Annotated in this window: 17 protein-coding genes and 1 tRNA gene; 7 read left to right on the top strand and 11 right to left on the bottom strand. The window is 69.7% G+C overall.

Annotated elements, in window-relative coordinates; genetic code table 11:
• Positions 1 to 89: 89 nt before the first annotated feature.
• On the top strand, positions 90 to 1,352 hold the full coding sequence (gene serS, locus ACWEPL_RS36010; protein WP_363977412.1) for a serine--tRNA ligase: 1,263 nt from the start codon (positions 90 to 92) through the stop codon (positions 1,350 to 1,352).
• On the opposite strand, the gene ACWEPL_RS36005 is transcribed toward serS, so the two are convergent.
• Complete coding sequence (locus ACWEPL_RS36005; RefSeq protein WP_452438853.1) at positions 1,316 to 2,662, bottom strand: hypothetical protein; 1,347 nt, start codon at positions 2,660 to 2,662, stop codon at positions 1,316 to 1,318. The genes serS and ACWEPL_RS36005 overlap by 37 nt on opposite strands.
• Before the next feature lie 140 nt (positions 2,663 to 2,802).
• Entirely contained in the window at positions 2,803 to 3,006 is a 204-nt protein-coding gene (locus ACWEPL_RS36000) for a cold-shock protein (RefSeq protein ID WP_093173019.1), read from the bottom strand.
• Between the two features lie 250 nt (positions 3,007 to 3,256).
• On the opposite strand from ACWEPL_RS36000, the gene ACWEPL_RS35995 reads away from it, so the two are divergent.
• A complete protein-coding gene (locus tag ACWEPL_RS35995; RefSeq protein ID WP_452438852.1) occupies positions 3,257 to 4,027 on the top strand; it encodes an HAD family hydrolase in 771 nt (256 codons plus the stop codon).
• 33 nt (positions 4,028 to 4,060) lie between these two features.
• On the opposite strand, the gene ACWEPL_RS35990 is transcribed toward ACWEPL_RS35995, so the two are convergent.
• Both ACWEPL_RS35990 and ACWEPL_RS35985 read right to left on the bottom strand, forming a co-directional pair.
• Positions 4,061 to 4,576, bottom strand: a complete 516-nt coding sequence (locus ACWEPL_RS35990; RefSeq protein WP_192789222.1) for a bacterial proteasome activator family protein — start codon at positions 4,574 to 4,576, stop codon at positions 4,061 to 4,063.
• Between the two features lie 5 nt (positions 4,577 to 4,581).
• Complete coding sequence (locus tag ACWEPL_RS35985) at positions 4,582 to 5,538, bottom strand: NAD(P)H-quinone oxidoreductase (protein WP_363977402.1); 957 nt, start codon at positions 5,536 to 5,538, stop codon at positions 4,582 to 4,584.
• Between the two features lie 114 nt (positions 5,539 to 5,652).
• Here ACWEPL_RS35985 and ACWEPL_RS35980 point away from each other — a divergent pair, with 114 nt between their 5' ends.
• On the top strand, positions 5,653 to 7,788 hold the full coding sequence (locus ACWEPL_RS35980; RefSeq protein WP_452438851.1) for a nucleotide-binding protein: 2,136 nt from the start codon (positions 5,653 to 5,655) through the stop codon (positions 7,786 to 7,788).
• A gap of 10 nt (positions 7,789 to 7,798) precedes the next feature.
• Here ACWEPL_RS35980 and ACWEPL_RS35975 read toward each other — a convergent pair.
• Positions 7,799 to 7,885: transfer RNA gene (locus ACWEPL_RS35975), tRNA-Ser, on the bottom strand.
• A 51-nt stretch (positions 7,886 to 7,936) separates the two neighbouring features.
• On the opposite strand from ACWEPL_RS35975, the gene ACWEPL_RS35970 reads away from it, so the two are divergent.
• Complete coding sequence (locus tag ACWEPL_RS35970; protein ID WP_363977399.1) at positions 7,937 to 8,263, top strand: STAS domain-containing protein; 327 nt, start codon at positions 7,937 to 7,939, stop codon at positions 8,261 to 8,263.
• 57 nt (positions 8,264 to 8,320) lie between these two features.
• Here ACWEPL_RS35970 and ACWEPL_RS35965 read toward each other — a convergent pair whose 3' ends face one another.
• From ACWEPL_RS35965 to ACWEPL_RS35940, 6 genes are read right to left on the bottom strand one after another with little or no spacing between them, the layout of a single operon-like run.
• Positions 8,321 to 9,166 carry an NUDIX hydrolase gene (locus ACWEPL_RS35965; protein WP_363977396.1) on the bottom strand — a complete coding sequence of 282 codons (846 nt, stop codon included), beginning with the start codon at positions 9,164 to 9,166 and terminating at the stop codon, positions 8,321 to 8,323.
• 11 nt (positions 9,167 to 9,177) lie between these two features.
• Positions 9,178 to 9,900, bottom strand: coding sequence for a M15 family metallopeptidase (locus tag ACWEPL_RS35960; RefSeq protein WP_452438850.1), 723 nt, complete (start codon positions 9,898 to 9,900; stop codon positions 9,178 to 9,180).
• Positions 9,901 to 9,947: 47 nt separating this feature from the next.
• Positions 9,948 to 10,424, bottom strand: coding sequence for a universal stress protein (locus ACWEPL_RS35955; RefSeq protein WP_355203098.1), 477 nt, complete (start codon positions 10,422 to 10,424; stop codon positions 9,948 to 9,950).
• A gap of 13 nt (positions 10,425 to 10,437) precedes the next feature.
• Positions 10,438 to 10,740 (bottom strand): hypothetical protein, encoded by a 303-nt coding sequence (locus tag ACWEPL_RS35950; RefSeq protein ID WP_363977390.1) that lies wholly within the window; start codon positions 10,738 to 10,740, stop codon positions 10,438 to 10,440.
• A complete protein-coding gene (locus ACWEPL_RS35945; RefSeq protein ID WP_350732449.1) occupies positions 10,737 to 11,150 on the bottom strand; it encodes a hypothetical protein in 414 nt (137 codons plus the stop codon). Before ACWEPL_RS35945 ends, ACWEPL_RS35950 begins: the two co-directional genes overlap by 4 nt.
• The gene (locus ACWEPL_RS35940) at positions 11,147 to 12,955 is read right to left on the bottom strand and encodes an MDR family MFS transporter (RefSeq protein WP_452438849.1); all 1,809 of its coding nucleotides are present in this window, start codon (positions 12,953 to 12,955) and stop codon (positions 11,147 to 11,149) included. The genes ACWEPL_RS35945 and ACWEPL_RS35940 overlap by 4 nt, the downstream gene beginning before the upstream one ends.
• 109 nt (positions 12,956 to 13,064) lie before the next feature.
• On the opposite strand from ACWEPL_RS35940, the gene ACWEPL_RS35935 reads away from it, so the two are divergent.
• From ACWEPL_RS35935 to ACWEPL_RS35925, 3 genes are all read left to right on the top strand, one after another.
• On the top strand, positions 13,065 to 13,610 hold the full coding sequence (locus ACWEPL_RS35935) for a TetR/AcrR family transcriptional regulator (protein WP_363977382.1): 546 nt from the start codon (positions 13,065 to 13,067) through the stop codon (positions 13,608 to 13,610).
• Positions 13,611 to 13,749: 139 nt separating this feature from the next.
• Positions 13,750 to 15,078: a glycoside hydrolase family 6 protein gene (locus tag ACWEPL_RS35930; protein ID WP_452438848.1), complete on the top strand. Its 1,329-nt coding sequence runs from the start codon at positions 13,750 to 13,752 to the stop codon at positions 15,076 to 15,078.
• Between the two features lie 107 nt (positions 15,079 to 15,185).
• Positions 15,186 to 16,166 (top strand): LLM class flavin-dependent oxidoreductase, encoded by a 981-nt coding sequence (locus ACWEPL_RS35925; protein WP_452438847.1) that lies wholly within the window; start codon positions 15,186 to 15,188, stop codon positions 16,164 to 16,166.
• Positions 16,167 to 16,170: the final 4 nt, after the last annotated feature.

Below are 16,170 nucleotides of genomic sequence, written 5' to 3'. Positions count from 1 at the left end.
GGTCAGGTCCGAGGCGACGACCGATCGGGTCCGCGTGTACGCGGTAATACTGGGGCGGGCTGCTGCCCAGCGCCGGTAGCCTTTGGCTTGTGATTGACCTGCGTACCCTTCGTGAGGATCCCGACCGGCTACGGGCGTCGCAGCGTGCCCGCGGTGAGGACGACTCCGTCGTCGACACGCTGCTCGACCTGGACGAGCGCCGCCGATCCGCGCTGACCTCGTTCGAGTCTCTGCGCGCCGAGCAGAAGAGCATGGGCAAGTCGGTCTCCAAGGCGCAGGGCGAGGAGAAGGCCGCGCTGCTCCAGCGGGCCAAGGACCTCGCGAGCCAGGTCAAGGCCGCCGAGGCCGAGGCGGAGAAGCTGACGGGCGAGCTCGACGAGCTCGTCCAGGCGGTGCCCAACATCGTCGAGGAGGGCGCGCCCGAGGGCGGCGAGGACGACTACGTGGTCCTCGAGACCCATGGCGAGCCGCGCCAGTTCGACTTCGAGCCCAAGGACCATCTGGAGCTCGGCGAGGCGCTCGGCGCCATCGACATGGAGCGGGGCGCCAAGGTGTCCGGCTCGCGGTTCTTCTTCCTCAAGGGCGTCGGCGCCCGCCTGCAGCTCGGCCTGCTCAACATGGCCATGCAGCAGGCCATCGAGGCCGGGTTCACCCCGATGATCACGCCGGTGCTCGTCAAGCCGGAGACCATGCAGGGCACCGGCTTCCACGTGGCCCACGACAAGGAGATCTACCGCCTCCCCGAGGACGACCTCTACCTGGTCGGCACCTCGGAGGTCGCGCTGGCCGGCTACCACGCCCAGGAGATCCTCGACGGCGGCGACCTGCCGCTGCGCTACGCGGGCTGGTCGTCGTGCTTCCGCCGCGAGGCCGGCTCGTACGGCAAGGACACCAGGGGCATCATCCGCGTCCACCAGTTCGACAAGGTCGAGATGTTCTCGTACGTGCGCCCTGAGGACGCCCACGAGGAGCACCTTCGCCTGCTCGCCTGGGAGAAGGAGATGATGGCCAAGATCGAGGTTCCGTACCGGATCATCGACACGGCGGCGGGGGACCTCGGCATGTCGGCGGCCCGCAAGTTCGACTGCGAGGCGTGGATCCCGACCCAGGGCCGCTACCGCGAGCTGACCTCGACCTCCAACTGCACGGAGTTCCAGGCCCGCCGGCTCGCCGTCCGCTACCGCGACAAGGACGGCAAGCCGCGGCACCTGGCCACGCTCAACGGCACGCTGGCCACGACCCGGTGGATCGTGGCCATCCTGGAGAACCACCAGCAGGCCGACGGCTCCGTGGTGGTTCCCGAGGCGCTGCGGCCCTACGTGGGCCTCGACGTGCTGGAGCCGTCCAAGTAAGCGCGGCGGGCGTCGTTCCTGATGAGGACGGCGCCCCCGAGCACGACCAGGCCGGTCAGCAGCACGGCCAGGGCGACGGCGACCCAGTACGGGCCCGGGGTGCCCTCCGACCAGCCGTAGAAGGGCGTGTAGACGGTCAGGTAGACGAGCGGGGCCGCCAGCACCCCTACGGCCGCGGGCGTGGGCCGAGCCCGGCCGGCGCCCGCCAGCACGAGGCACACCACCGCGCCCACCACGGTCGCGAGCACGCCGAACAGGATCAGGCCCGCCGCGTACTCGCCGGCGAAGAACGGATCGGGGCTGCTGAGCGCGGTGAAGAGACCGAGGCTGGCGGCCGCGGCGAATCCGATGTACGCGCGCTGGTAGCGCTGCAACCCCGCTGCGGCGCCGCCGAACAGCATGCACACCGCCAGGAAGATCGCCACGTTGCGCTCCGGCGACAGGTCGGCCGCGGCGGGTTCCGGCGAGCCGGGCAAGCCGACGTGTCGCCACTCGCCGGACACGTCGCGGACCAGGATCCCGTCCACGCCGTTCGCGACGACCACGACGTGCCCGCCCGGACGGGCCTGCACGGCCAGTGCCATCGAGTGCTGTTCGGCCCTGGACGGGTGCCGCCGGGCGAGTCGTTCGCGGTCGTCCGCGGTGAGCGCCCATGAGGGGCCCCAGGTCTTGCCGCCGTCGTCGGACTGCTCGACGGCCACCCGGTCGGGTACCACCTGGTAGCACCGCGTCGGCTGCCGGGGCACGCAGGCGGCGCTCTGCAGCGGCCTGCTCTCCCACGCACCGCCGTCCTCCTCCCAGGTGACCCCGCCGTCGTCGGAGATCTGGGTGAGGCCGTCCTGCACGTGGACGACGATCGAGTCCCCGTCCACATTGACAGAGCTGGCGCGGGGCACGGGCGCAGCCGATGTGGCCGTCACCGCCAGTACGGCCAGCGGCATCGTGACGATCACGCGCCAGCGCGCGGAGTACGACTCCAGGCTGCGGCGGCGTACCCACCAGGCCAGGGCGAGCGCGGGCAGGGCGAGGAGGTCCGTGGGATCGGCCAGGACGCGCGATGGGCCCGCCACAAGGGTCCAGGCATGGGAAGCCAGCTCAGCGCCCGTCTCCGTGGTTTTCACGAGCGTGAAGAGCACCCCGGTCAGCACGGTGGCCGCCAGATCGGCCCGCCGCCAGAAGAGCAGGGCCACCAGCGCGGGGGCGACGACCAGCCCCGCCACGTCGCTGAGCTTGCCCGTGAGCGGCCCGGGCCAGGCCTGCTTGAGCAGGTGGTCGTTGATGAAGAGCACGAACACCCCGGCAACGGTCACGGGGTGACATAACCAGGCGTACCTCATGTAGGGGTGGATGGCCGCGAAGCCCAGAAGGTTCGCGGCCGTGACCAACCCGGAACAAGCAAAAGACCGAGGCCCGCTGGAAGCGAACCCCGGCCTGTCTCGCTGCTACAAGGTCAGATGGCGCGGACCTGGGAGGCCTGCGGCCCCTTCTGGCCCTGCGTGATCTCGAACTCGACCCGCTGACCGTCTTCAAGGCTGCGGTAGCCACTGCCTTGAATCTCGGAGAAGTGCACGAACACGTCCGGCGCACCGCCGTCCGGGGCGATGAAGCCGAAGCCCTTCTCGGCGTTGAACCACTTGACGGTTCCCTGAGCCATAAAAGCTCTCCCTCAGGATGTGAATCTATGGGACCCACACCTCGTGGGTCCCGGTGTGTCGTACAGCAAGCACCCGGGGTGGCTCAGACAAAGTCATGCTGGTTTTCACTACGGGATCAGCTAATACAACGCCATCACATCTAACACCATTCTGGCGCGTTGGTGTTCCCGTACCAACGAAGATTTCTGTCAGGCGGCATCACCCGGCAAACTGGAACCTGTTATGCAGAGCCTTCCCGCGCCCCGTCTTGTGGCCACCGACCTCGATGGCACCGCGTTGCGTACTGACGGAACCGTGTCTCCCCGCACAGTGGCAGCCTTCGGCAAAGTCGAGGAATCCGGTGCTGTGCTCGTGTTCGTGACGGGGCGTCCGCCCCGGTGGATGGGCGGGGTCGCGGGTGCCGTACGTCACCGTGGGCTCGCAATCTGTGCGAACGGGGCACTGATCTACGATCTCCATACCGAACAGATAGTGGAATCTCACCTGATCACGGTCGATGTACTCGAGGAAGTCGTGGATCAGCTAAGAGCGAACGTGTCCGATCTCGTATTTTCGGTCGAGTATGAAGCGGGTTTTGCGCATGAGTCAGAATTCCTCCTGGGTGGCCTGGACAGGGGGGCCCTAACGGCACGCGTCGACTCGGTAACGGCGCGTCCGTGCGCCAAGCTGCTGGCCCTGCACCCCGGAATGGACGCGGACGAGCTGCAGGCCACCGTCGAGGGGTTGGTGGGGCATCTGGTGACCGCGACCCACTCCAGCCCGAGGGGCCTGATCGAGATGAGCGCCCAGGGTGTGACGAAGGCCACGGCGCTGGCGGCGCTGGCCGGGCAGCACGAGATCAAGCCCTCGGAGGTGATCGCGTTCGGTGACATGCCGAACGACCTGCCCATGCTGGGCTGGGCAGGCACGTCGTACGCGGTCGCGAACGCACATCCGGACGTGCTCGCGGCCGTCGACCACGTGACCGCGGCCAACGACGACGACGGCGTCGCTCAGGTGATCGAGCGGCTCTACGGATAGCCGGCGGCTGCCCGGAGCAGGCGCTCGCGCCCGTTACAGGTAGGGGCCGGAGCCGCCGGGCGGGCGGTGCTGGTCGTCCCCCTGAGGCACTCCGGGAAGCGCCCTGCGCATCTGCTCCAGCTGGGCACGCGCGGCCATCTGCTGCGCGAACAGCGTGGTCTGGATGCCGTGGAACAACCCTTCGAGCCAGCCGACCAACTGGGCGTGCGCGATGCGCAGCTCCGCCTCGCTCGGCGGCGCGCCGTTCTCCTCCGTGAACGGAAGGGACAGCCGCTCCAACTCGTCGACCAGCTCAGGAGCCAGGCCGTCCTCGAGCTCCTTGATCGAGGACGCGTGGATGTCCTTCAGCCGCTTGCGGCTGGCCTCGTCGAGGGGCGCGGCCCGGACCTCGTCGAGGAGCTGCCGGATCATGCTGCCGATGCGCATCACCTTGGCGGGCTGCTCGACCAGGTTGGTGACCGATCGATCCTCTTCGCCACTATCGCCCTGACCTTGGAAGTCAGGGCCCACCACCACGATGTGAGGGGTGTTGTTGTCCTCAGCATTCATAACACTCACCGTACTAGCAGGATCTTGCCGACGTGCTCCCCCGAATCCAACAATCGGTGGGCTTCGGCGGCCTCGGACATCGGTAGTTTCGCGTGCACCACAGGACGCACGGCCCCGGCGCTGACCAGGGGCCAGACGTTGTCCACAACACTACGGACGATTGCCCCCTTCTCGTCCACCGGACGTGAGCGGAGCGCGGTCGCGTGCACGGAGGCGCGCTTGGCGAGCAGGGCCCCCAGGTCGATCTCGCCCTTGACGCCGCCCTGCAGCCCGATGATCACCAGTCGGCCGCCGGTGCGGAGCGCCCGGACGTTTCCGGCAAGGTATTTGGCGCCCATGATGTCGAGGATGACGTCCGCGCGTACTTTGTCGGCGAAGTCTTCCTCGCGGTAGTTGATGACCTCATCCGCGCCCAGCTCCCTGACCCGCTCGCCCTTGGCCGCCGAGCCGACCGTCGCGACGACCTGCGAGCCGAGTGCCTTGGCGAGCTGCACGGCGAACGTGCCGATCCCGCTGGCCCCGCCGTGCACCAGCAGCGTCTCGCCCCTGCGCAGCCGCCCGACCATGAAGACGTTGGACCACACCGTGCACGCCACTTCCGGCAGCCCGGCGGCCTCCTCCAGCGGCACGCCGTCCGGCACCGGCATGACCTGCTCCCACGGAACGGCTACGCGCTCAGCGTAACCGCCGCCCGCGAGCAGCGCGCACACCTGGTCACCAGGCTTGAACTGCTCGACGTCCGCGCCGACCTCGGCCACCACGCCGGAGACCTCCAGCCCCGGGTACGGCGACGCGCCGGGCGGAGGTGCGTAGAACCCCTGCCGCTGCAGGACATCGGCCCGATTGACCGCCGAAGCGGTCACGTCGATGAGGACCTCTCCCCGCTCGACCCGGGGATCCGGCACCTCACGCCACTGAAGTACCTCTGGTCCGCCCGGCTCGGCGATCTCAATGGCTCGCATGCGAACTACGGTAGCCGGGCAAAGAAGTTGTGGGTTGCCGAGCTGTGTGGTTGCCCATGGCGTTAATCTGCAAGGTATTTGCTGCCCCTTTAGACCCACCCGAGGGGGAACACGGTGGCAAGACACGATCGAGAGGAATCGCTCGAGGAGCAGCTGGCGTGGCTCGACGCGATCAAGGAGACGGAGGAGGCCCCCGTCTCTGTGAGCGCCTCGACCGCGGCTGCCGACGAGTCGGTCGCCTCGCCGTACCCCCAGGACCCGTGGCGGATGGTCCCCACGCAGCCCGACACGCCGACGCCGCCGCTGTTCCGCGCGGCCGTCGACTCCGTGTACGGCGCTGCGGCGGCCGAGGACCTGCCCGACGGTGAGATGGAGGCCGCGGAGTGGCTCGGCACGGCCAGCGCGGCCACGAAGGAGCCCCCGGCCGCCCCACCGAGCGCCCCGCGCGAAGAGGATCCGTTCCACGCTCCGTTGAAGCCGCTGCCGCGGCCCGACGACACCGACACGTACGCGCTGTCGTTCACCCCGCCCGAGCCGTCGGGGCCGCCGGAGCCATCGGATCAGGAGACACAGGACACGTCCTGGTCGTCCGTGCCCGAGTGGGCCCGGGCGCCTGAGCCGCCCCGCGAGGAGCCGGAGAAGGAGAGCGCCCGAGCGGAAGCCGAGCCTGCCACGGAGAAGGACGACGAGTCCGCCTCCGAGGAAACCTCTCCGAAGACCGAGCGCCCGCAGTGGTCGGAGCCGTTCGACACCCTCCCGACGATCCAGCCGCCCAAGTGGGCGGAGCCGGCCGCCACGCAGGAAGCCGAGCCCCAGGAGCGGCCGGCGGACGAGCGCGCCGAGCCCGCGTGGCCGAAGGACGAACCCGCGGAGCCGTCGTGGCCCAAGGGCGAGCACACGGAGCCGCCGTGGGTGAAGAACGCGGAGCCGTCGTGGTCGACGGACGCCGAGCTGTCATGGCCGAAGGACGCGGAGCCGTCGTGGCCGAAGGCCGAGCCCGCGGAGCCTGAGGAGCGGCGTGAGGAGCGGCCTTCGTGGTCGGAGCCGACTCCGCAGGAACGGTCCTCGTGGTCCGAGCCCGCCCCGCAGGAGCGGTCCTCGTGGTCGGAGCCGGCCCAGCAGGAACGGTCCGAGCCGGCCCCGCAGGAGCGGCCCTCCTGGTCGGATCCGGCTCAGCAGGAGGAGCCCCCGCAGTGGACCGAGCAGCACGAGTGGCGTCCCGCGGAGCGCGAGATCCCTCCGCCCGCGGAGCGGCGGCGCCGCCCTGCCCCGATCCCCGTGTTCACCGCATCGCCCAGGCCGCCGATCACCGGCCGTCCGACCGCCGACAGCCTCGACCCGGAGTCCCTGCTACGCGGACGGCGTAACGCCCCCTCCAAGGGCTGGCGCCGCCTGATCTACAAGGCGTCGGGAGGCTGGATCAAGCCGGGCGAACCCCCGGAGGTCCGTCGTCGCCGCCAGCTGGTGAGCAGGGCCCGCACCCCGGTCACCGCCGGCCACCACCGCGTGGCCGTGCTGAGCCTGAAGGGCGGCGTGGGCAAGACCACGACCACGGTCGGTCTCGGCGCCACCCTGGCCCAGGTCCGCGGCGACCGGGTCATCGCCGTGGACGCCAACCCCGACCGCGGCACCCTGTCCGACAAGCTCGTCCTGGAGACCTCGGCCACCGTGCGTGACCTGCTCAACGAGCGTGACCAGGTCAAGCGCTACGTGGACATCAGGGCGTTCACGTCGCAGGCGCCCTCACGGCTGGAGGTGCTCGCCTCCGACCGCGACCCGTCGGTGTCCGAGGCGTTCAGCGGCGCCGACTACCAGGCCGTCTCCCAGGTGCTGGAGAACTTCTACTCGATCTGCATCACCGACTGCGGCACCGGCCTGCTCCATTCCGCGATGGGCGGCGTGCTCGGGCTGGCCGACCAGATCGTGCTGGTCAGCTCCCCGTCCGTGGACGGCGCCAGGGCGGCCTCCGCGACGCTCGACTGGCTGGAGGCCCACCACTACGGCGACCTGGTGAAGAACGCGACCGTGGTGCTGTGCAGCGTGCGGCCGCGCTCGAAGTCGGCGGTGGACATCAAGAAGCTGGAGGCCCACTTCGCCGCCAGGTGCCGCGCGGTGGTCCGGGTGCCGTACGACCCGCATCTGGAGGAGGGCGCGGAGATCGACCTCGACCGGCTGCAGGAGCCGACCAGGGACGCCTACCTGCAGCTCGCCGCCTGCGTGGGCGACGGGTTCGCGGGCATCCGCGAATGAGGGGAGCGAGCGGAGGGTGTGGGATTCGAACCCACGAGGCCATCGCTGACCTGGCCGCTTTCAAGGCGGCTGCACTCGTCCACTATGCGAACCCTCCTGTGCGGAAACCACGATAGCGGCTGCGGTGACAGGGGTGTACGTTCAGGAGGTGGCGGATCTCAACGTCGAGGTGGAGCGCGGCCGATCGGCAGCGCTCGTCCGCCTCGACGGAGATCTGGACAAGCTCACCGCGCCGCAGCTCAAGGAGTGTCTGGGCAGGCTCCTCGCCGAAGGGCTCGTGCGGGTCGACATCGACGCGAAGGCGCTGGAGTTCTGCGACTCCAGCGGCCTGTGGGTGCTCGTGGAGCACCAGCGCCGGGTTACCGCCCAAGCCGGTAGGTTACGCCTGGTCGGAGTCCACGGCGTGCTTCAGCGCGTGCTCGACGTGACGGGCCTGAAGGCCGCCTTCGACGCCGTGCTCGCCGTGGAACGCTGACGCCGTACTCGCCGCGGAACGCTGAGAGCAGGTCAGTCGCTGAGGACCTGAGGGAGGTCAGTCGGCCAGCTGCGAGAGCAGCCACTTCGGGCCCACGGTCTCGGCGCCCAGCTCGTGCACGCGTTCCTTCAGCCCCCGGTCCGCGGTGACGACGAGCACCCGTTCCCACGGCTTGGCCTGGCGCACCACGTCGACAATCGCGTCGTCGCCGCTCCCGGTGGCCGCCACCACCTGAACCCCCGGCGGCTCCGGCGCGCTCCTGGCGGCGCCCTCCACGACCGCCACGACGCGCGGATACCACTGCGCCAGCACCGGATGCGTGAGCCTGAGCCGCGACACGGCCTCCAGCAGCCGGGTCGCCGCGCCGAGCCGGTCGCGCCACCAGCCGTGCTCGGCCCGCGCGCCCACGATGTTGGCCACGTCGAGCACGAGGGTCTCCGGCCTGATCTCCCCCTGGATGTCGTCCCAGGTGGCGGCGAAGCCGGGATGCAGCTTCCGGTCGGTCACCTTCGGCAGCGGGAGCCAGCGCATCTCGCTGCTCTCCGCGTTGGCGGGTGCGGCGGCCAGCAGCTCGGGCGACGCGGCGATCACCGTCTCGAACGCCCACCCGCCGTGATCGTCGCGGTAGACGCCCTGCACCCGTAGCCCGTCGCCGGCGAGCGCCGCCTCCTCGCGGGCCTCCCGCAGCGCGGAGGCGACAGCGTCCTCGTGGCTGTCGCGGGCCCCGCCCGGCAGCCCCCAGGTGCCGCCGTGGTGGCTCCACCAGGAGCGTTTCTGCATGAGCACGTACGGCGTGCCGAGCTCGTCATGGTGGACGACGAGCAGCCCCGAGGCGCCGTGCAGCCCCCAGTGCCTGTGGCCTTGGGAGCATTCGATCCAGCCGTCGCCGTCCTTAGCCGCCATGGGAGATTCTCTCAGCCTCCGCCCTTGCTGAAATGCTGCAGGTCCTTGGCTCCTGACCAGTAGCCGCCCCACTCCCAACCAACCTGGTCAAAGGCCTTAACTACCTTGTCGCCAGGATTTATTACGCCCTTTCCCTTCATGGGGCGTTTTGTGAACTTTTTGGATGCTTGGTGCGCTGTGCTACCACTTGCGGTGACATATGGGTTCTGGATGGGATTGACGTCTATCGCTTGCCCGTAGGCGTGCTTGGACCAATGAGTGGACCCGGTCGCTTGGCGGCAATTGAAGGCCGAGGTGTTGTTGGCCTCGATCGAGTCGAAGTCGTCACCCTTGTACGCGTCCACCAGCTTCATCCGCTCGATCGGCCAGCGCCAGCCGTACAGCTTCTTGAAGACCGTCACGATGTCGTCGGTGACCGCCTTGTTCACCACCAGCTGCCCGGTGTGCGGCTTGTCGTCGAAGCCCCAGTACGTCATCGTGACCAGCCGCAGGTCGCGGTAGTGGACCGGGCAGCCGGGTCGCCACGAGTACGGGAGCTGCTCGCGGGAGAGCCGCGAGATCTTGGCGCTGAAGGCCGGCGGGGCGGTCGAGCCGGGCGCGCCCGTGGTGGGCGACGGCGAGGGCGTGGGCGAGTCGAGGCTCTCGAAAGCGGGAGCGGTCTCCTGAGGGACGGAACCGGTGGCGGCAGGCTTGCTCGTCCCGCACGAAACGGACGCGAGCACCACGAACGCCATGGCGGCAGCACGTTTCATCTCGCCACCATATGCGACGTCCCACCAGCTCAGGGCACTATCAGCACAGTACGGCGAGCCCGTTTCGCCAGCCCGACCGCCACCGAGCCGTGCCAGGAGGAACGCGAGCGCCCCACCACGATGGCGTCGGCCATGTATGAGCTGGCCAGCGTCTCCAGTTCGCGCGCCGCGTCACCGCGCATGCTGACGAACTGCCACGGAACGCCCGCGCCTCTCAGCTCGTCCCGCAGATCTTCGGTCAGGTCGGCCGCCGCGTCGGGAATGATCGGCGACCCGGCGAAGAACCACAGCGCGGCGCTGTTGAGGGATTCCACGAAGGCGATGAGCAGCGCCGCGTTGTCCCGCCGGGCGAGCCCGGCCGCGTACGCGAGCGCGTTGCGGCTCGGGCCCGATCCGTCGAAGCCCACCACGAGCAGGCCGGCACCGTCCTTGCCGATCTCGAACTGCCCGGCCGGGAGCCTGCCGGTCAGTGGCTCCCGTCCGGGGTCTGTGTCACCGCCGAACACGGCACGTCTCGTCTTAGCTGTCGGCGTGCCGTGATGGAGCCGCAGCGGAGCGAGGACGTCCATCACGGCTTCCCGAGCGGTGCTCGGCAATCAGCACGTCGCGGAGGGCCAGCTCGCGCAGGGCGTCGGCCGCGTAGATCACCAGGGCCACGAACGAGACCGCGGCGATCGAACCCCCGAGCCACAGATCGTTGACCGTCGCGTCGACGTAGGCCGCGCCCCTGCCCTGGTAGCCGACCGCGAACGGCGCGGCGACCAGCCACAGGCCACCGAGGAACAGCAGGACGAGGGCGGAGACGCCCAGCTTGGCCTTCATCGGTTGTCCTCCACTCCGACCAGGGAAGCCTTGCCGTTACGGCGGTGCTCACCCGAGTTGTTCATGTCCTCGCGCAGCGCCTCGACGAGGGGGGCCAGCAGGCTCGCCAGCTCGGCGGACGACGCCTGGGGCGCGACCGGCACGGGCTCCGGCTCCGGCTCGGGCTGCCGCTGCCGGACGGCCACGAGGCCCCGTACGACGAGCTCCTCGTGGATGGCCAGCACGAAGCAGATCGCGCCGATGAGCCCCACGACGGCCACGCCGAGGCCGGTGAAGAACTCCGACTGGGTGGTGTTCGTCCAGTCGGCGTCCTCCGGCTGGGAGCCCAGGGCGAAGGGGGCGATCATCAGCCACAGCCCGGCCAGGACGGCCAGGGCGGCCGCGACGGCGCCCACGAACTTGCGAATCACTGTGAGATTCCTCCTGATACGAGGTCTTTCTGCGGGGGTGCGGCCTGCGCGATGAGGGCTCGCGAGGTCGGCCGCAGCACGTTCTTGGCGACGGACCGGGCCCGCTCGCGTTCCGGGCGGTCGTCCGGTGGCGCCATCTTGGCGACCGCGGTGAGCAGGGCGGACGGTTGGCCGTTGGCCCGCTCGACGCGCTGGGCGATCAGCTCGAGCAGCAGCCCGGCCAGGACCAGGTCGTCCTTGTTCAGCGGCGCCGGCGCCGCGGCAGCCGGCGTCGAGGAGCCGCGCAGCGGCAGCTCCTTGAGGAAGATCGTCGCCACGAACCCGAGCAGCGCGATGGGCACGCCCACCATGAACACCGTCTCCAGGCCCCTGGTGAACGCCTCCAGCACGATGTTCTTGATCGGCGTGGGCAACTGCTGGATGGCGCTCGGGCTGCCGAGCTTGACGTTCGAGCCGCCGGGCAGCGCGATGTGCGCGGCCCTGAGCATGTCGGCTATCTCGTCCTTGAGGCGGTTCGTCAGGATCGCGCCGAAGGCCGCCACGCCGACGGCGCCGCCCAGCGAGCGGAAGAACGACACGCCGGACGTGGTGGAGGCCATGTCACGCAGTTCGGAGCCGTTCTGGGCGGCCAGGATGAGCATCTGCATGGACAGGCCGAGCCCGGTGCCCAGCACCGCCACGTCGAAGCCGATGAGCCATTCGCTGGAGTCCACGTGCAGCCGGGACAGCAGGAACAGCCCGACCGCCACGACCAGCAGGCCCACGACCGGGAAGATCTTCCACCGGCCCGTCTGGGTGACGATCTTCCCGGAGATCACGCCGGCCAGGAACAGCGCCAGCACCATGGGCAGCGTCATCAGGCCGGACTCGGTCGGGCTGAGGCCCTTGACGATCTGCAGGTACTGCGGCAGGTAGATCATCGCGCCGAACATCGCCATGCCGACGAACAGCGAGGCGAGGCCGGTGAGCACGAACGTACGGTTGCGGAACAGCCGCGGCGGCAGGATCGGGTTGCGCGCGGTCCGCTCCGACAGCACCGCCAGGGCCAGCATCAGCAGGCTGAGCGCCGCCAGGAAGTACGTCCAGATCGAGTTCCACTCGAACTCGACGCCGCCCAGCGTCAGCAGCAGCATGAGCGCGCTCGCGCTGGCCGTGATCGTCGTCGCGCCCCAGATGTCGATCGAGGTGCTCCGCTTGATCTTCGGCAGTTTCAGGACCTTCTGGATCACGATGAAGGACACCAGGGCGAACGGCACCACGACGTAGAAGCACCAGCGCCAGCCGAGCCAGTCGGTGTCCACCAGGAACCCGCCGAGCAGCGGGCCCGCGACCGTGGAGATCCCGAAGACCGCCCCCATGTAGCCGGAGTAGCGGCCACGCTCGCGGGGGGACACGATGTCGCCCAGGATCACCTGCGCGAGTGCCGACAGACCACCCACACCAAGGCCCTGTACGGCCCGCGCCGCGATGAGCTGCCCCATGTTCTGCGACAGACCGGCCACCAGCGAGGCCGCGACGAACAGCCCGAGCGCGGTCTGGAAGAGCAGTTTCCGCCCGAACACGTCGGACAGCTTGCCCCACAACGGCGTGGACACCGTCATGGTCAGCATGGTCGCGGAGGCGACCCATGAGTACTGGTCCTGACCGCCCAGCTCACCCACGATCGTCGGCAGCGCCGTGCCCACCACCGAGGTCGAGATCATCGACGTGAGCATGGCGAGCATCAGCCCGGACATGACCTCGAGGATTTCGCGGTGGGTGTACTGCCGCCTCGCGGGGGCTGCGGCCTGAGCATGCGCCACCAAGGCTTCATCATCCCCTTACTACAGTTTTGCGAACTTGAGTATACGCCCGTTTACTAGCCGCGCGGCAAGTGGGGGTGCGTTCAGTAGAGTTCGGTGTGTGGATGCTCAGGTGTCTGAGGCGAGGCCCCGCGACCGCGAGGCCACTCGCGAGCGGATCCTTCGTGCGGCCCGCACGCTCTTCGGCGAGCAGGGGTACGAACGCGTGACCGTTCGCATGATCGCCGCTGCCGCGGACGCCAACATCGCCCTGGTCGGCCGCTACTTCGGCTCCAAGGCCGGCCTCTTCGGCGCGGTCCTGGACGGGGAGCCGACCATAAGGGACCTGTTCGGCGGCGACCGCGGGAGCCTGCCGCGCCGCCTGGCGGAATATGCGGCCGAGCGCATGGAGCACCCGCCGGAGAGCCCGATCCTGCGCACCCTCGAACGCTCCGCCGGCGATCCGGATATCCAGGCCGTGGCCCGCGAGCGCCTGATCACGGCGCTGCTCGACCCGCTCGAGGAGCAACTGGGCGGCCCGGACGCCCACGCCAGGGCCCGCATGGCCACGGCGGTCTTCCTCGGCATCGGCGCCATGCGCCGCCGCCTCGGCCCCGAGGCGCCCAGCCCGGCCGACGTCGATCGCCTGACCGCGGTCTTCGAGGCCTGTCTGCGCTGAAAGTTTCACCCCCTGTCAAGGTTCTGGCCTGGGAAGACGTGGATGGCAGCGATCGGATGTCTTTGAGCGGGCACTGACGGTTACCTACGATCCGAGGAGCTGGTGGGAGCGCTCCCACATGACGGACGGAGTGAATTTCATGTCTCGCAGAAGGCCCGTCCTGGCGGTGCTCCTCTCGGCGGCCGCCATGGCCGCGGCGGGGGCGATCGTCCTGTCCTCGTCCACCGCCGAGGCCGCCGACTCCGCTTTCTACGTGGATCCGCAGACGAACGCGGCCAAATGGGTCGCCGCGAATCCCAACGACAGCCGCACCCAGGTGATCAGGGACCGGATCGCCGCCGTGCCCCAGGGCCGGTGGTTCGCCACGTACAACCCCGCCACCGTGCGCAGCCAGGTCGACGCGTACGTCGGCGCCGCCGCCTCGGCGGGCAAGATCCCGATCATGGTCGTGTACGACATGCCGAACCGCGACTGCGGCGGCGCGAGCGCGGGCGGCGCGCCGGACCACGCGTCGTACCGGGCCTGGATCGACCAGATCGCGGCCGGTCTCGGCGGCCGGCCCGCCACGATCGTGCTGGAGCCGGACGCGCTGGCGATCATGACGAACTGCATGAACGCCTCGCAGCAGGCCGAGGTCAAGGCGTCCATGGCGTACGCCGGGAAGAAGTTCAAGGGGACGTCGTCGCAGGTCAAGGTCTATTTCGACATCGGACACGATGCCTGGCTGTCCGCCTCGGAGGCCGCGTCCAGGCTGACCGGCGCGGACGTGGCCAACAGCGCCGACGGCATCGCCGTCAACACCTCCAACTACCGCGCCACCTCGGGCCTGGTGTCGTACGCGAAGAGCATCATCGCGGCGACCGGCGTGTCCAGGCTGAAGGCGGTCGTCGACACCAGCCGCAACGGCAACGGGCCGCAGGGCAGCGAGTGGTGCGACCCGGCGGGCCGCGCCACGGGCATCTGGAGCACCACGAACACGGGTGACTCGGCCGTCGACGCCTACCTCTGGGTCAAGCCGCCCGGCGAGGCGGACGGGTGCATCGCGAGCGCGGGACAGTTCGTGCCGCAGCGGGCCTACGACCTGGCCGTCGCCGCCCCGCCGCCCACCGTCGGCCCGACCGTGACGCCCACGGTCACCCCCACCGTGACGCCGACCACCGGCCCCGCGGGCTGCGCGGCGACGTACAAGGTGACGAGCCAGTGGCAGGGCAGCTTCCAGGGTGAGGTCACCGTGAAGAACACGGGCTCGGCCACCATCGCCGGCTGGAAGGTCGGCTGGACGTTCCCGAACGGGCAGTCGATCACGCAGCTCTGGAACGGCAACCTCTCGGGCAGCGGCACCGTCACCGTGACGAACCTCAACTGGAACGGGACCCTCGGGGCCGGAGCGAGCACCACGTTCGGCTTCGTCGCCAACTGGAACGGCCAGAACGGCGTCCCGTCACCGGTGACCTGTACGGCCTCATGAGACTCGATGGGCCCTTGCGCCCGCCAGGGGCCCATCGGTGAAATAACGGCGCCTTCGCGGCTGTTGTCCACAGCCAGGTCGAACCGCTCTGCGAAAGGCGCGTACTCATGACTCTGCCGCTGTCCATCCTTGATCTGGCGATCATCGGCGAGGGCGAGACGGCGGCGGACAGCTTCGCCGCCAGCGTGGCCCTGGCCCAGCGGGCCGAGGACCTGGGCTACCGGCGGATCTGGTACGCCGAGCACCACAACATGGCCAGCATCGCCTCCTCGGCGACCAGCGTGCTCATCGCCCACGTCGCCGCCCACACCCGGACGATCCGCCTCGGGGCGGGCGGCGTCATGCTCCCGAACCACGCCCCGCTCACCATCGCCGAACAGTTCGGCACCCTCGAAAGCCTGCATCCGGGACGCATCGACCTGGGCCTCGGTCGCGCGCCGGGCAGCGACCAGCAGACCATGCGCGCCCTGCGCCGCACCCCGTCGGCCGCCGACACGTTCCCGCAGGACGTTCTGGAGCTGCAGGGTTACCTGTCGGGTGAGTCCCGGATCCCGGGCGTGGACGCCACGCCGGGCAAGGGCACGAACGTCCCGCTCTACGTCCTCGGGTCCTCGCTGTTCGGGGCGCAGCTCGCCGCCGCGCTGGGGCTCCCGTACGCGTTCGCCTCGCACTTCGCCCCGGCCGCCCTGGAGGAGGCCGTGGCGCTCTACCGGCGTGACTTCCAGCCGTCGGCGCAGCTCGACCGCCCCCATGTCATCGCCGCGCTCAACGTGATCGCGGCGGACACGTCGGAGGAGGCGCAGGAGGAGTTCCTGGCCTCGAAGCGGCTGAGGGTGAGCAGGTTCCTGGGGCGGGGGCGCACGTTCACGACCGAGGAGGCGGACATGATCCTCGGGTCGCCGGCCGGGCAGCAGATCGTGCAGATGGCCAAGTATTCGGCGGTCGGGGACGCGGCGGAGGTCAAGGAGTATGTCGACCGGTTCGCCAAGCTCGCCGACGCCGATGAGCTGATCGTCGCCTTCTCGGCCGCCGACAGGAAGGTCTGGCTGCGCTCGGCGGAACTGCTGGCCGAGGCACACGGGCTCTGATCAA

Source organism: Nonomuraea sp. NPDC004186, assembly GCF_053603495.1.
Note: the sequence above shows the minus strand (reverse complement) of the source record. Positions and strands in the feature narration are given on the sequence as shown.

Bases quoted from the DNA above. Each gene is read 5' to 3' on its own strand.
- ACWEPL_RS36000 (WP_093173019.1), bottom strand. From the start codon at position 3,006: ATGGCTCAGGGAACCGTCAAGTGGTTCAACGCCGAGAAGGGCTTCGGC.
- ACWEPL_RS35990 (WP_192789222.1), bottom strand. From the start codon at position 4,576: ATGAATGCTGAGGACAACAACACCCCTCACATCGTGGTGGTGGGCCCT.
- ACWEPL_RS35985 (WP_363977402.1), bottom strand. From the start codon at position 5,538: ATGCGAGCCATTGAGATCGCCGAGCCGGGCGGACCAGAGGTACTTCAG.
- ACWEPL_RS35965 (WP_363977396.1), bottom strand. From the start codon at position 9,166: ATGGCGGCTAAGGACGGCGACGGCTGGATCGAATGCTCCCAAGGCCAC.
- ACWEPL_RS35960 (WP_452438850.1), bottom strand. From the start codon at position 9,900: ATGGCGTTCGTGGTGCTCGCGTCCGTTTCGTGCGGGACGAGCAAGCCT.
- ACWEPL_RS35950 (WP_363977390.1), bottom strand. From the start codon at position 10,740: ATGAAGGCCAAGCTGGGCGTCTCCGCCCTCGTCCTGCTGTTCCTCGGT.
- ACWEPL_RS35930 (WP_452438848.1), top strand. From the start codon at position 13,750: ATGTCTCGCAGAAGGCCCGTCCTGGCGGTGCTCCTCTCGGCGGCCGCC.
- ACWEPL_RS35925 (WP_452438847.1), top strand. From the start codon at position 15,186: ATGACTCTGCCGCTGTCCATCCTTGATCTGGCGATCATCGGCGAGGGC.